The 17,039-nt window shown below is 43.2% G+C and carries 18 protein-coding genes and 1 tRNA gene; 12 read left to right on the top strand and 7 right to left on the bottom strand.

The annotated features are described in order from the left end of the window. Nucleotides 1–80: 80 nt before the first annotated feature. From CES81_RS01710 to CES81_RS01700, 3 genes are all read right to left on the bottom strand, one after another. On the bottom strand, nt 81–926 hold the full coding sequence (locus tag CES81_RS01710; protein ID WP_089120438.1) for a hypothetical protein: 846 nt from the start codon (nt 924–926) through the stop codon (nt 81–83). Between the two features lie 267 nt (nt 927–1,193). Next, nucleotides 1,194–2,024, bottom strand: coding sequence for a hypothetical protein (locus CES81_RS01705; RefSeq protein ID WP_089120437.1), 831 nt, complete (start codon nt 2,022–2,024; stop codon nt 1,194–1,196). Nucleotides 2,025–2,352: 328 nt separating this feature from the next. Continuing rightward, nucleotides 2,353–2,425 (bottom strand) — tRNA-Lys (locus CES81_RS01700). A gap of 407 nt (nt 2,426–2,832) precedes the next feature. On the opposite strand from CES81_RS01700, the gene yycF reads away from it, so the two are divergent. The 9 genes from yycF (at nt 2,833) to CES81_RS01655 (ending at nt 12,354) form a co-directional block, all read left to right on the top strand. Beyond that, the gene (yycF, locus tag CES81_RS01695) at nt 2,833–3,555 is read left to right on the top strand and encodes a response regulator YycF (RefSeq protein WP_089088088.1); all 723 of its coding nucleotides are present in this window, start codon (nt 2,833–2,835) and stop codon (nt 3,553–3,555) included. A gap of 99 nt (nt 3,556–3,654) precedes the next feature. Continuing rightward, on the top strand, nt 3,655–5,469 hold the full coding sequence (gene walK / locus CES81_RS01690) for a cell wall metabolism sensor histidine kinase WalK (protein WP_439951265.1): 1,815 nt from the start codon (nt 3,655–3,657) through the stop codon (nt 5,467–5,469). Continuing rightward, entirely contained in the window at nt 5,459–6,754 is a 1,296-nt protein-coding gene (locus CES81_RS01685; protein ID WP_089120436.1) for a YycH family regulatory protein, read from the top strand. Before walK ends, CES81_RS01685 begins: the two co-directional genes overlap by 11 nt. 16 nt (nt 6,755–6,770) lie before the next feature. Next, on the top strand, nt 6,771–7,601 hold the full coding sequence (locus CES81_RS01680) for a two-component system regulatory protein YycI (RefSeq protein WP_089120435.1): 831 nt from the start codon (nt 6,771–6,773) through the stop codon (nt 7,599–7,601). 162 nt (nt 7,602–7,763) lie between these two features. Beyond that, nucleotides 7,764–8,573 carry an MBL fold metallo-hydrolase gene (locus tag CES81_RS01675; RefSeq protein WP_089120434.1) on the top strand — a complete coding sequence of 270 codons (810 nt, stop codon included), beginning with the start codon at nt 7,764–7,766 and terminating at the stop codon, nt 8,571–8,573. Between the two features lie 201 nt (nt 8,574–8,774). Then, a complete protein-coding gene (locus tag CES81_RS01670) occupies nt 8,775–10,040 on the top strand; it encodes a S1C family serine protease (RefSeq protein ID WP_089120433.1) in 1,266 nt (421 codons plus the stop codon). A gap of 501 nt (nt 10,041–10,541) precedes the next feature. Beyond that, nucleotides 10,542–11,021 carry a 23S rRNA (pseudouridine(1915)-N(3))-methyltransferase RlmH gene (gene rlmH, locus CES81_RS01665; protein WP_089120432.1) on the top strand — a complete coding sequence of 160 codons (480 nt, stop codon included), beginning with the start codon at nt 10,542–10,544 and terminating at the stop codon, nt 11,019–11,021. Nucleotides 11,022–11,034: 13 nt separating this feature from the next. Further along, nucleotides 11,035–11,616, top strand: a complete 582-nt coding sequence (locus tag CES81_RS01660; RefSeq protein ID WP_089120431.1) for a GrpB family protein — start codon at nt 11,035–11,037, stop codon at nt 11,614–11,616. Nucleotides 11,617–11,646: 30 nt separating this feature from the next. After that, complete coding sequence (locus CES81_RS01655) at nt 11,647–12,354, top strand: DUF3658 domain-containing protein (protein ID WP_089120430.1); 708 nt, start codon at nt 11,647–11,649, stop codon at nt 12,352–12,354. 67 nt (nt 12,355–12,421) lie between these two features. Here the strand turns inward: CES81_RS01655 and CES81_RS01650 are convergent, their stop codons facing one another. The 3 genes from CES81_RS01650 to CES81_RS01640 form a co-directional block, all read right to left on the bottom strand. Then, a complete protein-coding gene (locus tag CES81_RS01650; RefSeq protein ID WP_089120468.1) occupies nt 12,422–13,591 on the bottom strand; it encodes a DUF2075 domain-containing protein in 1,170 nt (389 codons plus the stop codon). Nucleotides 13,592–13,773: 182 nt separating this feature from the next. Further along, nucleotides 13,774–14,196, bottom strand: coding sequence for a hypothetical protein (locus CES81_RS01645; RefSeq protein WP_089120429.1), 423 nt, complete (start codon nt 14,194–14,196; stop codon nt 13,774–13,776). A gap of 93 nt (nt 14,197–14,289) precedes the next feature. Further along, on the bottom strand, nt 14,290–14,601 hold the full coding sequence (locus CES81_RS01640) for a DUF2316 family protein (protein ID WP_089120428.1): 312 nt from the start codon (nt 14,599–14,601) through the stop codon (nt 14,290–14,292). 87 nt (nt 14,602–14,688) lie between these two features. On the opposite strand from CES81_RS01640, the gene CES81_RS01635 reads away from it, so the two are divergent. Beyond that, complete coding sequence (locus CES81_RS01635; RefSeq protein ID WP_089120427.1) at nt 14,689–14,892, top strand: hypothetical protein; 204 nt, start codon at nt 14,689–14,691, stop codon at nt 14,890–14,892. Nucleotides 14,893–14,943: 51 nt separating this feature from the next. Here the strand turns inward: CES81_RS01635 and CES81_RS01630 are convergent, their stop codons facing one another. Further along, the gene (locus CES81_RS01630; RefSeq protein ID WP_089120426.1) at nt 14,944–15,435 is read right to left on the bottom strand and encodes a MarR family winged helix-turn-helix transcriptional regulator; all 492 of its coding nucleotides are present in this window, start codon (nt 15,433–15,435) and stop codon (nt 14,944–14,946) included. A gap of 167 nt (nt 15,436–15,602) precedes the next feature. Here CES81_RS01630 and CES81_RS13435 point away from each other — a divergent pair, with 167 nt between their 5' ends. Then, a complete protein-coding gene (locus CES81_RS13435) occupies nt 15,603–16,187 on the top strand; it encodes a hypothetical protein (RefSeq protein WP_180949688.1) in 585 nt (194 codons plus the stop codon). A gap of 42 nt (nt 16,188–16,229) precedes the next feature. Next, nucleotides 16,230–16,988, top strand: coding sequence for an SDR family NAD(P)-dependent oxidoreductase (locus CES81_RS01620; RefSeq protein ID WP_089120425.1), 759 nt, complete (start codon nt 16,230–16,232; stop codon nt 16,986–16,988). The last annotated feature ends 51 nt before the right edge of the window (nt 16,989–17,039 follow it).

The following is a 17,039-nucleotide window of genomic DNA, read 5'->3' as shown; positions in this document are numbered from 1 at the left end:
AAGCAAAAAAGCACCGAGGGAGTTAATCTCTCGGTGCTTTTGGTGTTGAATTTAAACGCTATTTAAACGTTCATTGCAGCTTATTTAACATGAACTGTTTTAGTACTGGTTACCGAAGAAAAGTGACCGTGGCTGTAGTTACCAACCGTGACCTTCACAGTCTTCGCCTTTGGTGCGTAGACGGACTTGCTGAAGGTGTGTTTGCTGCTCAACTTCGTGTATTTGTTGCCCTTGTAGGTGTGAACGCGGGCGTATTTAGCACTCTTGTAAAGTTTAGCTGAACCAGTGACTTTAACGTACTTCTTCGAGGTCTTCTTAACAGATAGTTTGGAAATGTAGCTTTTTTTAGTTGACGCTGGCATTCCAGTAATTTTCTTTACGTCAAATGTTGTTTGAAAACTATCTTGAAAGTCGATTGCATATCCCGCCAATCCGTAGTCTTTCTCACCATCATTTTTACCATTATGATCTATGACAGCCTGATAAGCAGATTGTACACCTGCTTGAGTATTTGAACTAAATCTTCCTGAAAAGTGATCGCTTAATGACTGCATAGCAGCCCAGTCTTTACTTGAATTTCCTGCTAAATTTCCTTTGGAATCATAGTTTTTTGCGCCATCATTTCCTAATGCACTCATTACTGCGGTAAACGAATATGGTTTGTAGACATTATAGGCGCTCACAGGGTCTTTTTCCATATTAGCAAAAAATTTGGAGTTAACGATTTTTTGTACTGATGGACTCCCTAACTTCACGGCTTCTTTAGCCGCGTTTTCATCATCTTTAAAATCAGAATATGAAATTGATGTTGTTGCTGCTTGTGCCTGTGTAGTAGTTAACGGATTAGGTAATTCCACAAGCACACCGCCGACTAATGAAGCCCCCAATACAACTGTTGCTGCCTTTTTCCAAACGCTTTTCGTCATTAATAATGACCTCCCTTAGAGATGGATAGAAACAATTGATTTGATTATAGTATTATAAGGATGAAAAAGAAAGATATAAAATATTTTAGATACTAAACCGTTAATTTGTCACATGATGTTATCCAATGATACTGGTATCTAGGAGAGACGGCTCAATCTTCATATCCTGTTGATTAATACTTTTTATAAAAAATAGTAACGGTATAAATAAAAACACCAAGGGATTAATTTTAATCTCTTGGTGCTCTTTAGAGAACTGCTCTAAGCTTATTTAACGTGAACTGTTTTAGTACTGGTTACCGAAGAAAAGTGACCGTGGCTGTAGTTACCAACCGTAACCTTCACAGTTTTCGCTTTTGGTGCGTAGACGGACTTGCTGAAGGTGTGTTTGCTGCTCAACTTCGTGTATTTGTTGCCCTTGTAGGTGTGAACGCGGGCGTATTTAGCACTCTTGTAAAGTTTAGCTGAACCAGTGACTTTAACGTACTTCTTTGAGGCCTTCTTAACAGATAGTTTGGAAATGTAGCTTGTCTTCTTAGTTGGCTTAGAACCAACACCGTCATAGTTGTTCCCATAGTTTAGTACGGCACTTTGTAATGTGGTGCCAAAGCCACTCAGATCATTCCCAATATCCCAATAACCGGTAGCAACATTGGAAGTTGCAATTTCTCCGTTGATTTTATTGGCCATTGACTCCAACTGACTCTGTTCACCTGAAGTTAACCGGTTTTTGAAGACGTTATACGTTGCAACCAGTGCACTTAGATTTTCAGCTGCCTGTTCCTTGGTATCAGTATTCGATTGAGCGGCTGATGCCAGGTTGCCTAGATAATAATCAAAGCTACCCATTGGTTGATAGGCTTCTTTATCATTTGGCTTGGGAAGTGCATCAGCAACATAACTTTGAGTACCTGTTGGCGCCTTTCCTAAAGCACCCTTGATACCGCTAATGTCACTTTGATATTGTGAATACGAAATTTTGACTGATGCCTGTGCCTGCGTAGTTGTCAACGCATTCGGCACTTCCACAAGCACACCGCCGACTAATGAAGCCCCCAATACAACTGTTGCTGCCTTTTTCCAAACGCTTTTCATCATTAATAATGACCTCCCTTAGAGATGGATAGAAACAATTGATTTGATTATAGTATTATAAGGATGAAAAAGAAAGATATAAAAAATTTTAGATACTAAACCGTTAATTTGTCACATGATACTTATCCAATAGTACTGAGATATAGGGGAGACAGTCTAATTTATATATTTTGACGGTCAGTTACTTTTGTCGTTTTATAAAAAACATTGATAGCACAAATAAAAAGAGTACCCGTTATTAACGAATACTCTTTTCAGTGAGAATAAAAAAATCAGCAACCACGGCGATTTACAGCATCGTGGAAACTGATTAGTGGTGTGTTGCTTGTGATGGGCAGTCAGGGGATCGAACCCTGGACCCACGGATTAAGAGTCCGTTGCTCTGCCAGCTGAGCTAACTGCCCATAACGGCTTGTTTGAAGCCTGTGATCAAGCACCTGTCTTAATCAACGTTTACTAATATATCATGATAAAAAGTGATTGGCAACTATTTTTTGCAAAAAAGTGGCAGAATATTTAAAAAGATGAATAAGCTGCCGAAATTGGCCGGGTTTCAGCCAGATGATTGTATTATACAACCAATTTGGTGATTTAACCCGATAAACCTATGATGCGCGCTAGATTTGGCCTTTCGCGTAATGTAAAATACTGTGATATAATAAACCTTGTGCAGGTATGATCTAAAATGTACCTGCCACCTACTTGTAAGATCCTGCGCGGCCCGTGCTACTGCGTTGGAATGACCGAAAAGCACCTAAAATAAAAACTATTATACTTGAACGAATCGTTATCTGAAGGAGGACATGTTCAGATGAAAAAAGTTATTCTCGTTGTCGATGATGAAAAACCAATTACTGATATTGTAAAATTTAACCTAACTAAAGAAGGATACGAAGTGGTCGTCGCCCATGATGGTGAAGAAGCACTTAAACAAGTTGAAGAAGCTAACCCGGATTTAATTATTCTGGACTTAATGCTGCCTAAGATCGATGGACTGGAAGTTGCCCGTCAGGTACGGATGAAACACGATATGCCGATCATCATGGTGACTGCTAAAGACTCCGAACTGGACAAGGTTCTAGGTTTGGAACTAGGCGCGGACGACTATGTCACCAAACCGTTTTCTAACCGTGAACTGGTCGCTAGAGTTAAGGCTAATTTGCGTCGGCAAAATACGGTCAACGCGGCTCAGCCCGAAGAAGAGGAAAACAAGGACATTGAAATTGGCGATCTGGTTATTCATCCAGACGCTTATTCGGTCACCAAACGGGGCCAAAACATTGAATTAACTCACCGTGAATTCGAGTTACTGCACTATTTAGCACAGCATGTTGGCCAAGTCATGACCCGTGAACACTTGCTGCAGACGGTGTGGGGCTATGATTACTTTGGTGATGTCAGAACGGTCGACGTTACTGTACGTCGGCTACGTGAAAAAATTGAGGATAATCCCAGTCACCCAACGTGGTTAGTCACCCGTCGAGGTGTTGGGTATTATTTACGGAATACTGAAAGCGAGTCTGGTCAGGCTTAATTATTCGCGTCCTAGGGCGTTTAAGGGGTAAACGGTAGCGTGAAACGAAAACTAAAATGGTATCATTCGATACAGTTTAAAATCGCGTTTGTATTCGCGATGATGCTCATTATTACATTGGAAATTGTCGGCGCCGTGTTTGTACAGCAGCTTGAGACGCAAAACTTGCGGCAATTTAAAAGCCAAATTTCGCTGCAACGTTATGTCAGTACGAACTTAACCACTCAACTGTCACGGTCGAATACTGATGCTTCTAACCGGCAGATCCGTATTCTCCTGTCTGATGCCAATATTCCTAGCACGGCGAACGCGCAGATCCGCGTCATCGACAATAAGGGCACCATTCGGGGAACCAATGAGGCTAATAATCAGCAGATTGTTGGTCAAAAAACCACTGACAACACCGTTAAAAAGGTCATTTATAATAACAGTGCCGGCAGTGAAACAACGACGTATGACGCGTCAACAAATCAATATTATTACACTAAGGTCACACCATTGATCAAACAAAGCAGCGGGAGCAGTACGCCCGTTGGGGTCGTTTACATTCGTGCGAACCTAGAAAACGTTTATGACAGTATTAGTAAAGTCACTGCCCTATATTTGGTTGCGGCTGTGATTGCGGTTGCCATGGGGCTAGTTCTCTCAATTGTTATTTCCCGGGCAATTACCGTACCCATTACAGAAATGAAGGAACAAACGCAGCGCATCGCCCGAGGAGATTATTCTGGGCAGGTTCAAGTATACGGAAACGACGAATTAGGTCAGTTAGCCAGTGCGGTTAATAACCTCTCTGTTCGTGTGGAAGAAGCCCAAGAGTCCACTGAATCTGAGCGAAGGCGGCTGAATTCTGTCCTGGCGCACATGACTGATGGCGTTATTGCCACTGACCGACGTGGAAATGTCACCATTATTAACGAAACCGCGGTAGAATTTTTGGACGTTGATTCTAATCAGGCAATTGGTCAGTCCGTCTTGGATATTTTGAATATTCGTGATCAATATACCTTGCGTGATTTACTGGAAGATCCGGATGAAATTATGCTGGACTTTTCCACTGATGATCACGACTTGATCTTGCAGGCTTACTTCTCACTGATTCAGCGTGAATCAGGGTTTATCAGCGGACTAGCCTGTGTGCTGCACGATGTCACTGAGCAGCAAAAGATCGACCAAGATAGGAAACAATTCGTTTCAAACGTGTCGCATGAATTGCGGACGCCGCTGACTAGTGTACGTTCTTACGTCGAAGCATTGTCCGACGGCGCTTGGAAAGATCCTAAGATCGCACCAAAGTTCTTGAAGGTCACGCAAGATGAAACGGACCGGATGATTCGGATGATCAATGATTTATTGACCCTTTCCAGAATGGATTCCGGTACGCAAAAGTTGAATTTGGAACTCGTTAATTTAAACGAGTTATATAATTACATTTTGAATCGGTTTGATATGATCATTGATAGTGATGAGCAAAAAGACCGGTCTGATGAACACTACACCATTAAACGGGACTTTACTAAGCGTGATTTATGGGTTGAAATTGATACGGACCGTTTTACGCAAGTGATTGATAATATCATGAATAACGCGATTAAGTATTCACCTGATGGTGGGGTGATTACTTGTCGTTTGATGGAAACTGACAATAACGTGATCATTAGCATTGCCGATCAGGGATTGGGCATTCCGCGAGCGGATATTCCGCACGTCTTTGACCGTTTCTACCGGGTTGATAAAGCCCGTTCACGTGCTCAAGGCGGTACTGGACTTGGTCTGGCAATTTCCAAAGAAGTTATCCAGTCATTGGGTGGCAAGATTTGGGTAGAAAGCCGTGAAGGTCATGGCTCTACTTTCTACATTTCACTGCCATACGAACCTTACGATGAGGGGGATGATCTCTGGGATGAAGCTTAGAAATATTTGGCTGCCAGCTAGTCTGGTAACAGCAGTGCTCATTAGTATTGGACTCTCAGGTATGATGTGGACCAATCCGGCCCATTCCAACTTGAGCAGCCGAACTAAAGTAACCAAAAATTCAGATAGCAGCAGTAATACAACCTTTCAAGATATCTATTTGCCATCGCAGCTTATTTCAACGAGTAATTCAGGCAAGCAGGAACTGCTGACCAATAGCCGGGTTAACGTGGCGACTGATTTACGGGATCGAATGAGTCATTTTACAGCGGAAAAGGCCCAAACGATCAGTCATGGAAACGCCAAAAAGTACCTTGCGCAGTTAAAGCACAAAGGGACGATTTTGATGAATTATAATTCTGCTATTTCGGTGAATTTCTTTCGCAAGGCGTTTAACAATCAAATCAAAATTCCCAATCAGAAGTTTAACCGCATGCAGTTAATGCTCAATGATCCTAGTCATCTGTACTTATTAAATGACCAGGGCTATCGGGTTGTTCGAGTGGCGCTTAAGCACAATAAAACGAAGCTGCGTAATAGCACCACTAATAGCATGGTCAAACACCCCGTTACCTTTAGGTTACTGAACGGTAAGATCATCTTGGATTATCCGCAGAGTGTTAAACTACGCACTTACAGCTATCAGCTAACGCAGCAGACCCAAGACTATTACGCTAACCGAATCATGACCACTAATGCCAACAGTAATGTGCAGATCAAGCGGCACAAGAACAGCACCGATTACGATGATCACGGATTCCGGCACATGACAGTCGATAAAAAGACGGATACGGTGAACTTCACTGACTATAATTCACAAGTTAAGAGCAGCAGCTTTTTGCAAACGATGAATCACGTTTATGAACAGCTGGTCATGGTCGGAATACCACTAGATAGTGTCCGCTTTTACGATTATGACCCATCCAGCGATACCGCGGTTTTCCGCACTTATGCTGGCGGCCTGCCGGTTTTTGATCAGAGTAATTTTGGTGCCATTCAGATGAAAGTACTGGATCAGTCTTCATACCGCATGCGATTCTCATTGGATAGTCTGCAGATACCGGTTCCGCCAGTGCAGAGTTCGGCCACGATCATGTCGACTAGCGATCTGCTGAAACAGCTTAAGGCTGCTGGCATCAAGGTTAACAAGGTTCAAGACATTGAACTCGGCTATGAGTGGAGTCGTGACCGATCGTTAGCCAAAGTAGTTAACTTATCGCCAACCTGGTACGTCAAGATTGGCAACCAGTGGGAGAACTATCGCAAACTGCTTGGTCAAGAGTGAAAGGGGGTAGTCGGACGTGAATTTTAAGCGAATTCAATTAATTTTCTTAGCAATTTTTATCGCCATGGACGTGTTCTTATTTCTGGCGTATAACCGTAATAGCGTTGGTGATTCTACAGCGGCGGGCAGTAATAATATCCTGGAAGAAATGCGCAAAGATCAAATCACTTATAGTAAGCCGACTACCCAGAAATATGAAGGCTACTATTTCTCAGGAAATAACGGGGATGCTTTGCGGCAGGCTGCGCCTAACTTACAGCAGCAGTCAATCCGCTTCAGTGGCGATGAACTGGTTAGCGAATTTAAAAAACCGCTTAAGATAACAAGTGGGTCAGCTAAGCAAACTTTAGACAAAATCGTTGCTAATCCTGGGTTAGTTGCAGAAGGCAAGCATTACAGTTATAGTAAGCAGCTCTCCAGCAGCAGTGAAATTATTTATGTGCAACGAGTTGAACAAAAGCCAGTCTACTCACATTTTTGTCAGATCCGTTTTGATTTAGACAGTCAGCATCGGGTGGTTGGGTACAGTCAAAATTACTTGGAAGGCGTCAAGATCCTCAAGGAGGCTGCTAAGACCATCAGTGATGAACGGGCGTTGACTTGGTTATATCAGTATAATGAAATTCCGAATGGTGCTAAAGTGACCTGGGTGCATTTGGCCTATACGCGGCTACTAACGGCGCGTGGACAATACGTCTTCTTACCAACCTGGGTATTTGCCGTGAAGATCAACAACTCATCTTCCGTTATCTTAAAGCGGGTGAATGCTTATACCGGTGAAGTGATCAAGACGGGTGAGAACAACCAAACGAGTAATGCTAATTCAGAGATATTTACCCTCACATAGTCGCTTATCAGCAGGATTAATGATTGCGTTTCAGCACAAAATGCGTTGTAATAGTAACGACGAACAATCATTGAGAAGTGAGTATGGATGATGATTCACGACCCTACCAATGACCATGTTGGCGGGGTTTTTGTATTTAAATAAAAGGAAGTTGGGCAGTTTATGCAAGAGCAAAATGACGGCTTAAAGGTAAGTGTTCTCGCCAGTGGCAGTACGGGGAACTGTACGTATGTAGAAACGGCTGAACATAAAATCTTAATTGACGCCGGATTAAGCGGTAAAAAAATTGAAAATCTGATGCAATCCATCGGTCGCGATTTGAGTGATGTTGATTCACTTTTCGTGACGCATGAACACTCAGACCATCGTAAGGGTGTCGGGGTATTGGCACGGCGCTACGGGATGGATGTATACGCTAATCAAGGTACCTGGGATGCCATGGCTAGTAAGATCGGTAAAATCTCTACTGAACAAAAAAACATTATTGCGCCGGATTCCGTACTGAGTATGGGTGACCTTGACGTTGAGAGTTTCACCGTGTCTCACGATGCTGCTGAGCCCCAATTTTACGCTGTTCACAGCGGGGGAAAGAGCTTTGTAGTACTCACGGACACCGGCTACGTTTCGGACCATGTAGAGGGTGTAATCAAGAACGCGGATGCGTACTTGATGGAATGTAACCACGATGTTGAAATGTTACGGATGGGCAGCTATTCATGGCCGCTTAAACAGCGGATTCTCAGCGATACGGGGCATTTAAGCAATGAAGAGGGTGCCGATGCAATGATGGACGTTTTGGGCAATCACACCAAACGGATCTTCCTGGGTCACTTGAGTCAGGAAAACAACATGAAGTCGTTGGCCCGTCTGACCGTGGCTTCGATCATGGAAGACCATGATTTTGGGGTTAACCACGATTTTAAAATATTGGATACCGATCCGGAAAAGGCTAGCGACTTGATCGCGCTTTAAACGCTTAAACTTTTCTTAGAAAAAGCTTATACTTTTTACGAGCAAAGCTTCAAACAAATTTCACATCTCGTCTGTAAAATAAACGCATAAGTAAGTAGGTTGAGCAAGTTTAGGGGCGACATGCGACCTAAATATCTGTGTTCATCACTTTGCCTCAATTGTGATGACATACAAGGAGGGAAGCGCGATTTGCGCGGAAGTATGGATAATCAACAAAAACCAGGATCAAATAATAATCGTGGACTGCTTATCAAGGTTGCTGTGACAGCACTTGTCGCTGGTCTACTGGGTGGCGGTATTGCTTATGGCGGTGCTAACTATATCAGTAATCGGGATACAACTTCTGTCCCAGCCGGTTCAAATAAATCCGGTACGGCGTCAACCAGCAATATGAAGGTCAATGTCAGTTCGCAAGCTTCTAAAGCCTTCTCAAACGTGAAGGATTCGGTAGTCTCAGTGATTAATCTGCAAAAACAAAGCCAATCTTCTAATAGTTTGGCTGGCATCTTTGGTGGCGGCAATGACTCAAATAGCAGTTCATCGAGTGATGGTAAACTGCAAGCCAGTTCCGAAGGTTCAGGTGTGATCTATAAAAAGGCTGGCAACAGTGCGTATATCGTCACCAATAACCACGTGGTATCCGGTTCTAACGCACTTGAAGTGATCATGAGCAACGGTAAAAAGATCGACGCCAAGTTAGTGGGGAAAGATGCCATTACTGACTTAGCGGTGCTGAAAGTTAACAGCGCGGAAGTTTCTAAAGTTGCCAGCTTTGGCAACTCGGATAACATTAAAGTTGGTGAAACCGCGCTGGCAATCGGCTCACCATTGGGTTCCCAATATGCCACTTCGCTGACCGAAGGCATTATTTCAGCCAAGAAGCGGACCGTGGCGACAACGGATGAAGCCACTAACCAGCAAACGGGTAACGCCACCGTTATTCAAACGGATGCGGCGATCAACCCAGGGAACTCTGGCGGACCGCTGATCAACCTTGCCGGTCAAGTGATTGGGATCAATTCCATGAAACTCGCTAGCAGCAATTCTGGTACTAGCGTTGAAGGAATGGGCTTTGCAATTCCAAGTAATGAAGTCGTTTCGGTGATTAACCAACTGATCAAGAACGGTAAGATCGTTCGACCGGCATTGGGAATTAAGTACGTTGATCTATCGGAAATTTCAAAGTCACAGCAAAAGTCAATTTTGAAGCTGCCAAGCAGTGTTGAAAACGGGGTTGTCGTCATGGAAACGCCAAGTGCTTCAACACCAGCAGGTCGCAGCGGCATTAAGAAGTACGATGTCATTACTGCCTTAGACGGCAAGAAGATCAGTACGAATTCCACGCTGAGAGATCTGTTGTACAAGTACAAGGTGGATGATACGGTTACGCTCACCTACTACCACAACGGTAATCAGAAGACAACGAAGGTAAAATTGACTGAAACCACCTCTCAACTGAATCGATAATCAAAAAAGTAGTGCATGTGAAGCAAAGGCTGGCACCTGATGAATCAGGTGCCAGCCTTTTCGTATGTGATGAAAAAGACGAATGTTCGCGATATTCACGGATGGATGAGTACCGTTTTAATGGTATGTCTATTGTCAGTAGTCGAATATAGTAAGCGCTACAGTTGTGGAAAATTCGGAAGTGTGAGTAATCCACAAGAAACTGTGGATAACTTTGTGGATAACATTTAAATTGGTAGAAACACCGTGGTTGCCGGTTTCCTCCAGGCGTGCCTCGAAAACTATGAACAGATTGTGGATAACTAAAAAACGGGGTTAATCATATTTTAATAAAACGTTGCTATGACGGCGTTTACATTGGTACAATAGACCCTATAAGACAGTGTGAAATGAAAATGAATATTTATTTTTAGCAAGCGAATAACCGTCCACAAAGGGAACAAAATTAACCACATCAGCCTGTGGATAACTTTGTGGACAACTTAAAATGAGGAGAAAGTTATGAACATTAAATTGGTGGTAGTCGGTAAATTAAAGGAGAAATATTTTAAACAAGGCATTGCTGAATACGCGAAACGGCTGTCACGATTTTGCAAATTTCAAATCGTGGAAGTACCTGACGAAAAAGCACCGGAGAGCTTAAGTGATTCTGAGATGGATCAGGTGATGCAAAAAGAAGGCGACCGGATTTTAGCTAAAATTAAAGACCGCGAATACGTTTATGCACTGGCCATTTTAGGGAAGGAACGCTCGTCAGAGGAATTTGCCAAGGAAATCAAGGATCTTACCACGTATGGGCACTCCGATATTACCTTTGTGATCGGTGGTTCGCTGGGCTTAGCAACAGAAGTCTTGAAGCGTGCGGATACCCAGATTTCGTTTGGGCGGTTTACGCTGCCACACCAGCTGATGCGGCTGGTACTTACGGAGCAGATCTACCGAGCATTTATGATTAATGAGGGCAGTCCGTATCATAAGTGAGGAGAATTACTTCATGAAAAAATTAGAAGAAATGAGTCTTCATGAGCTTTGGCAGCTATTTCCAATTGTGTTGAAAGCACCTAATCCGAATTATCAGCTGTGGTATGCGGACGAAAAACAAAAGATAGTCCAACATTTGCATAGTGCGGCTATTTATCGCATTAATCACATTGGCAGTACGTCTGTGCCTGAATTAATTGCGAAGCCCACGGTTGATATTTTGTTAGAACTTGTTGGTTCGTATGATCTGGACAGTGTCATTTCAGATTTGCAATCATTGAAATGGCTGGTCATGGCTAGAAATAACCGTTTAAAAACAATCGATTTGAATAAAGGGTATCTACCTACTGGCTTTGCAGAAAAGGTGTACCATTTACACGTTAAACCAGCTGGTGATTGGGGAGAGCTCTATTTTCGCGATTATTTGATAGTAAATCCGGAAATAGCGAAGCAGTATGGGGAACTAAAACTAAAGTTAGAACAAAAGTACAAGTATAACCGTGACGCTTACACTGCTGCTAAAACGGATTTTGTGACTAGGTATACGCAAAAAGGACGAGAAGCATTTAACGGCAGCTATCGACCGGTTAAATAGATGCTGAAAATAAGATAAGGGGTGACGGCCGTGGAAGTAACTTTTGACGAAAGTTTTGCGGGTATGTTGAAATATGAAGCAAAAATGCCAACAATCGGTTTGCAGTTAGATGCCCAATTTGGGAATTTACACCGATTTAGCGGTGCTAAGGACTCATTTTGGCAATTGAAAGCTAGCCATAATACCGATGGGCAAACAGCTGATGAATTACGGACATCTATTATGAAACAGATAGAGCAGCTTAAATCAGCCATTGCTGCTGGAGAGCCGTTGCGAGTATGGTGGAGTGAAACGGCAGATGACCAGGTTGGGTTTTACTGGTTTTGCCAGTTAACTCAGCGTGTAACTAATCGGGTTACGCAAGTGCGGGTGCCATTAATGTTGCCAAAAGCGAAAAAATGGTCAGCATTGTACCGAGTCTCACATTTAGGTGAACTCGATTTTGCTGATATTCAGTCCGTATTGCAGAATGAACATCCCTTATCAATCGATGAGCGTCAGTCGTATGCAAATGGATGGCAAGCAGTGTTGGAAGAGAACGCACCTGTAAGGGTGAACCTAAACGGAACAGTCGTTGGTGTTGGTGAGACCTTTTTTGATCACTTTTTGAGCTTAGAGAAATTAACTAGCTGGCCAGCAATCCGAGTCATTGGTGAAGCGATGGGTAACTATCCCGTGGATGTGCCAGACTGGTGGTATCGGTATAGATTGAACAGACTTGCGTCCAATGGCAACTAACTTAATATTCATAAAAAAGCAGACCGAGAAATTTCCGGTCTGCTTTTATTTGTTGAGTAGGTTAATTCTACTTACTTGTATTATTTAATTCCAACAACCGTGTCCGCAAAGCATCATCGTAAGCAGTCAGATAAAGTCCATACTTACCACGCTTGATTAGAACATTCAAAACATTAGCAATAAACGCTTTGTATTCATCACGGGTAAACTTCCGGTCTTTGCGCTTTTTGAAGACTTCCTTATGCGAATACTTTTCGGGAATGACCGTCATCGTATCAGTTTCTTTGTCATAACCGAATGATGGGCCGATAACCATGCCGACGTAGTTTAAATCGAAGCCTTGCAGGGTATAAATAGTCCCAACTTGGGTAATGGAGCCTTCACGTTTCGCCCACGGTGTCCGCTGCGGATCCCATTCGTCCCATGGCAGGTTAAAGGTGTCCATTTCAACGTTATGGCGGCCGTCAATTCGTGGGAAACCAGAGGTAGCGACCATGCGGCTCATGCCATATTTCTTGTTTTGTTCCTTAATTTTTTCAAACATCTCGCCAGCTTTATCGAACACTTTGAATTCGAAATCACTGTTGTTGGGGAACGGTTTGATGGGCTTTTCTTCAGTTAAATCGTTCATCCATTTAACCTGTTCATCACTAGCAACCATCCGGTACTGGAAGTTCATGTTGAACTGTTTGTAGGGGTGGTTACCAATGGTCTTGAAGAGCAGGTCCTTGTCCCAGTACATCTTTGATTGAAAGACCTGATCGAAGTCGTACACGACAACGACCACTTTGGCTAAATTCATTAAATCGGTCAGCTGGTTTTGGCCGCGATAATGCGCGTAGGGTTCTGATTTGGAATAAAGCAGATGCGCTTCATCAACGAAAATAATGTCGTATTTCTCATGATGCTTTTGCGCGTAGTTGATGAGTGACGTTGGTCGGCGAATGGTACCAACATTCATATTAGGAATGGCTGAACCCATTTCCCGGTAAGCTTTATAGAGTTCCGGATGGTTGACTACCAGCGAAGTTTTATAGCGCTTATCCGTCATATATTGGCGCACTAGTTCCATCAGAACAACTGATTTACCGGTTCCCGCAGCCCCTTCGATGATGGCAACGGAGGAAGTCTTGCTGTTGAGTCCTTGCTTAATGTAGTCGTTGATATTGGTGATGACCTTTTTTTGATCATCAGAAAGATCATCGACGAAAAACTGTTCTTTTAAAACTTTGTTCATTGGTTTGGTCATTAGAAAACTCCTAGCTGATTAATTATTGTTGAATTTAAGCTGATGAAAACAATGCCTTAACATTATACTGCTTATTATTCTTGTAATTCTAGTGGGTAACGCTACTAATTAGAAACCAAAGAGGAAGCCCCAATGTTTCATGTGAAACATTGGGGCTTCCTCTTATTATTTTAACGTCTGAAAATGATAGCACCAACTCGATCAGTGCCCTTGTAGTTACCTATAGTTCCATAGGAGTGTTTTGGAATAAAATCAAAGTGCTTTGAGCTAATGACCTTAACCTTAATCAGTTCAGAATATTTCTTCGAATAATGCAGCCGGCCATAATAAGTTGACTTACTGTGTTTCTTTAAACTGGTTAGTGACCAATGGTAGGTATGACCATAGCTTTTTACGGTCATGTGATTGCCCCTAAACGTGGTCTTATCATGAAAACCACCTTGGGAGCCATCGGTCAGCCGGTACCAGGTATGACTGCGAACTGACGATGGCAGATAGGTTGTCTTTGCACTGGCTGTCAGTGGGGCACAAAAGACTGGTAAAAGCATGCCTGCACTAAGTGTTAATGCAACGAGACGTTTGGATTGAACCATTTAAATCATCTTCCCATAATAGTTTTTTAAACAGCATCATTATACTGCATACTGCAATTTTAAAGTAAGAATCTATCCAGCAATAATCAATCATTAATCGTCCCCAGCCGACATCTTCCGTGCATCAATCAGGCCACTATCCAAGAACCAGTACTGGTGCCAATCACCAACTAGAGCGGTGAAAGGTACCGGCTTTTTACCTAGTGCTTCAACTTTTTTAGTAAGGTAGTTACGCAAGATCCAGGGGTCATTCAGCGAGCTTTGTGTCAGTGTAAATAAGTGGTTTAATTTGGTGAGACTAATGTGCAGGTCGCTAGCGACTTGTTCCTTCGTCAAACCGCTAAGTTCAAAATTTTGCTGTAATTCATTTTGGGTATTTTTAATTTGCTGTGGATTTAAAGTCATTACAATCAGATTCCTTTCTAATTCAGATGAAAAATTCGTTCGGCGTTACCATGCGCAAAGGCTTCTAGCTGATCAGGTGTCAAGTCAGTGTTAAGCGGCACCGCGCAGCAAATCCTGATTTTACGGGACTATCCAATTGCCAGAAGACAGTTTGTCAGTGAGTTTCTTGGTGGGGCAATTTTGCACTTCGCACAGGAAATTGCGGCGGCGCCAGAACCAATTCCGCAGGCCGAAGTGCTGGAGTTATACCGGATGTTGATTCCTAACAATTTAGCAGGTACGCAACAATAAATGTAGTTAAAAAAGCGTTAGAAGGCACTTAACCTTCTAACGCTTTTTAGATTATTTGGGTTGATCTTTGCTGATTTGACTCAGCGGCGACTGATCGTCTGGTGTAATGATTCCCGCTTTGACCATCAGCCGAATGGCCTCACGTAAGTGATGAGTCAAGGCAGTTTGTTCAGCCGGGGATAAGTTTTTGGTATGGGATTGGATCCGGTTAGCAATCAGCTGGCTGTGTTCACGGATAACGTTCTTCCCATGTTCGGTGCCATAAACGTTGACCACTCGGCGATTATCTTCATTGTGCCGGCGTTCGACCAGATCCCGTTTTTCTAGCGTGGTAATCAAACGTGTTAATTGTGCCCGTGAGATGCCGGTAGTGTCAGCCAGCTGGCTCATACTGATACCGATTCGGGTATAAACGTTCTTTAGGGTAATGGCCTGGAGCCGTGTGAGACCAAATTCATCCAGCGTCCGGTTTTGAGTGATTGCCTGGGTCAAATCGGTAAACAGCCGTTCCAGTTCTAAAGCATCGTTAGTATTCGCTGTCATTTCGTCACTTCCTTAGTGAAGTTTTAAGATTAATAAAGTGTAACCGATTATAAACAATTGACAATTATCAATTGTAAGTATAAAGTAGATTCCTGTCAATTATAGACTATTTGATATTGTACGTATAATTGTAGGTCAACGCTTGATTGAAAGGAACGTGGGTAATAATGAATGATTTTGAAGCAATTAGTCAACTTGTATTGAAGGAACGGATGTATCGGGGTCGGCACGTTAAGGAAGCCGCTGATTGTTATTTTCCGGATGCAACGGTGACGACTAGCTGGCAAAGCGGCCCGGTTTCAACCTTTTTAGGCAAGCAGCCGGCGGATTTTGCCAATTCATTACCGATCGTGGGACGTTTTGGCACACCAATCGTCCACCAAAATGGGAACCGGGCCTACGTTGAACTTTCATCAACCACTAATCACTGGCAGATGATTAACGGCGTTGAAGCGGTCATTGAATCCTATATGCGTCTGATCTACCGGGTTGAAAAGCGGGATAACGCATGGAAAATCGTTAACTTAACTTCAATCGATGAAGCCGATAAAATGCAGCCGGCAATCCCTGGTCAAGATCTCAAGGTTAACGCAGATGACGTTGCCAAATTACGCCGGAGCTATCGTTTTCTTGCTTATGGCCGCATCAAAGCCGGTGGTGAAATCAGCCAAGACTTAATGGGAACTGACCGCAAGGCCGATGAAGACGGGCTCTATCAAAAAACAGAAAACTGGCTTCACGAAAACGACTAATTAAACCATCATCATTTTAAACGATAAGGAGAATCACTAACTATGGCAGAAGAAAAAGTAACTTTGACACTGATTACTGGTGCTGATAAAGGGATCGGTTTTGCTACCGCCCAAGCACTGGGTAAGAAGGGACAGCATATCTTGATCGGTGCCCGTAACCCAGAACGTGGTGTAAAAGCGGTTGAACAGCTTAAAAATGACGGGATTAAAGCTGATTTCATTCAGCTAGACGTTACCGATAAGGCACAGATCAAAGCTGCAGCGGCAAAAATTAAGGCCGATTACGGTTATCTCAGCATCCTAATCAACAATGCGGGAATCGCAATGGACCACCATCAGTCAGCTTCAGAACTTAGTACAGACACTATCCGTCAAGACTTTGACGTGAACTACTTTGGCCTGATCGATGTCACTCAGGCGATGATTCCATTATTAAAGGCAGCTCAGCCAGCCAAAATCATCAACGTTTCCAGCAACATGGGCTCCATGGGCCTGGCCAGTGATCCCAACTCACGGTTCTACAAGGTTAATTCACTGGGTTACCAGTCATCAAAGGCCTCGGTTAACTTTGCCACGATCATCTTCAGTAAAGAGTTAGCGGATGAGGGCATTACGGTTAACTCAGTCAACCCCGGCTGGACTGCTACTGGTTTCGGTGGCCGGCCAGAAGACGCACCTGCTCCAGCAGGGATGCAGGACGTTGCTACCGGTGCGGCACAGATCATCAAGATGGCTAGTTTGCCAATGAATGATGCTACCACGGGAACCTTTACGGAAAATGCGGGTAAGTTACCTTGGTAAGCGATAAGGGTTAAAAATTGAAGAAATGTATTTAGGCGCTCAAAAAAACGG

Source organism: Secundilactobacillus pentosiphilus (genome assembly GCF_002217985.1).
In the GTDB taxonomy this organism is placed as follows: Bacteria; Bacillota; Bacilli; order Lactobacillales; family Lactobacillaceae; genus Secundilactobacillus; species Secundilactobacillus pentosiphilus.
This window is presented reverse-complemented; position numbering and strand designations above follow the sequence as displayed.

What these genes read in the sequence shown, in the direction of transcription:
- CES81_RS01645 (WP_089120429.1), bottom strand. Translation starts at nt 14,196, where the DNA reads ATGGTTCAATCCAAACGTCTCGTTGCATTAACACTTAGTGCAGGCATG.
- CES81_RS01710 (WP_089120438.1), bottom strand. Translation starts at nt 926, where the DNA reads ATGACGAAAAGCGTTTGGAAAAAGGCAGCAACAGTTGTATTGGGGGCT.
- walK (WP_439951265.1), top strand. Translation starts at nt 3,655, where the DNA reads ATGATGCTCATTATTACATTGGAAATTGTCGGCGCCGTGTTTGTACAG.
- yycF (WP_089088088.1), top strand. Translation starts at nt 2,833, where the DNA reads ATGAAAAAAGTTATTCTCGTTGTCGATGATGAAAAACCAATTACTGAT.
- CES81_RS01630 (WP_089120426.1), bottom strand. Translation starts at nt 15,435, where the DNA reads ATGACAGCGAATACTAACGATGCTTTAGAACTGGAACGGCTGTTTACC.
- CES81_RS01660 (WP_089120431.1), top strand. Translation starts at nt 11,035, where the DNA reads ATGAAAAAATTAGAAGAAATGAGTCTTCATGAGCTTTGGCAGCTATTT.
- CES81_RS01705 (WP_089120437.1), bottom strand. Translation starts at nt 2,024, where the DNA reads ATGATGAAAAGCGTTTGGAAAAAGGCAGCAACAGTTGTATTGGGGGCT.
- rlmH (WP_089120432.1), top strand. Translation starts at nt 10,542, where the DNA reads ATGAACATTAAATTGGTGGTAGTCGGTAAATTAAAGGAGAAATATTTT.
- CES81_RS01685 (WP_089120436.1), top strand. Translation starts at nt 5,459, where the DNA reads ATGAAGCTTAGAAATATTTGGCTGCCAGCTAGTCTGGTAACAGCAGTG.
- CES81_RS01620 (WP_089120425.1), top strand. Translation starts at nt 16,230, where the DNA reads ATGGCAGAAGAAAAAGTAACTTTGACACTGATTACTGGTGCTGATAAA.
- CES81_RS01670 (WP_089120433.1), top strand. Translation starts at nt 8,775, where the DNA reads ATGGATAATCAACAAAAACCAGGATCAAATAATAATCGTGGACTGCTT.
- CES81_RS01675 (WP_089120434.1), top strand. Translation starts at nt 7,764, where the DNA reads ATGCAAGAGCAAAATGACGGCTTAAAGGTAAGTGTTCTCGCCAGTGGC.
- CES81_RS13435 (WP_180949688.1), top strand. Translation starts at nt 15,603, where the DNA reads ATGAATGATTTTGAAGCAATTAGTCAACTTGTATTGAAGGAACGGATG.
- CES81_RS01650 (WP_089120468.1), bottom strand. Translation starts at nt 13,591, where the DNA reads ATGAACAAAGTTTTAAAAGAACAGTTTTTCGTCGATGATCTTTCTGAT.
- CES81_RS01640 (WP_089120428.1), bottom strand. Translation starts at nt 14,601, where the DNA reads ATGACTTTAAATCCACAGCAAATTAAAAATACCCAAAATGAATTACAG.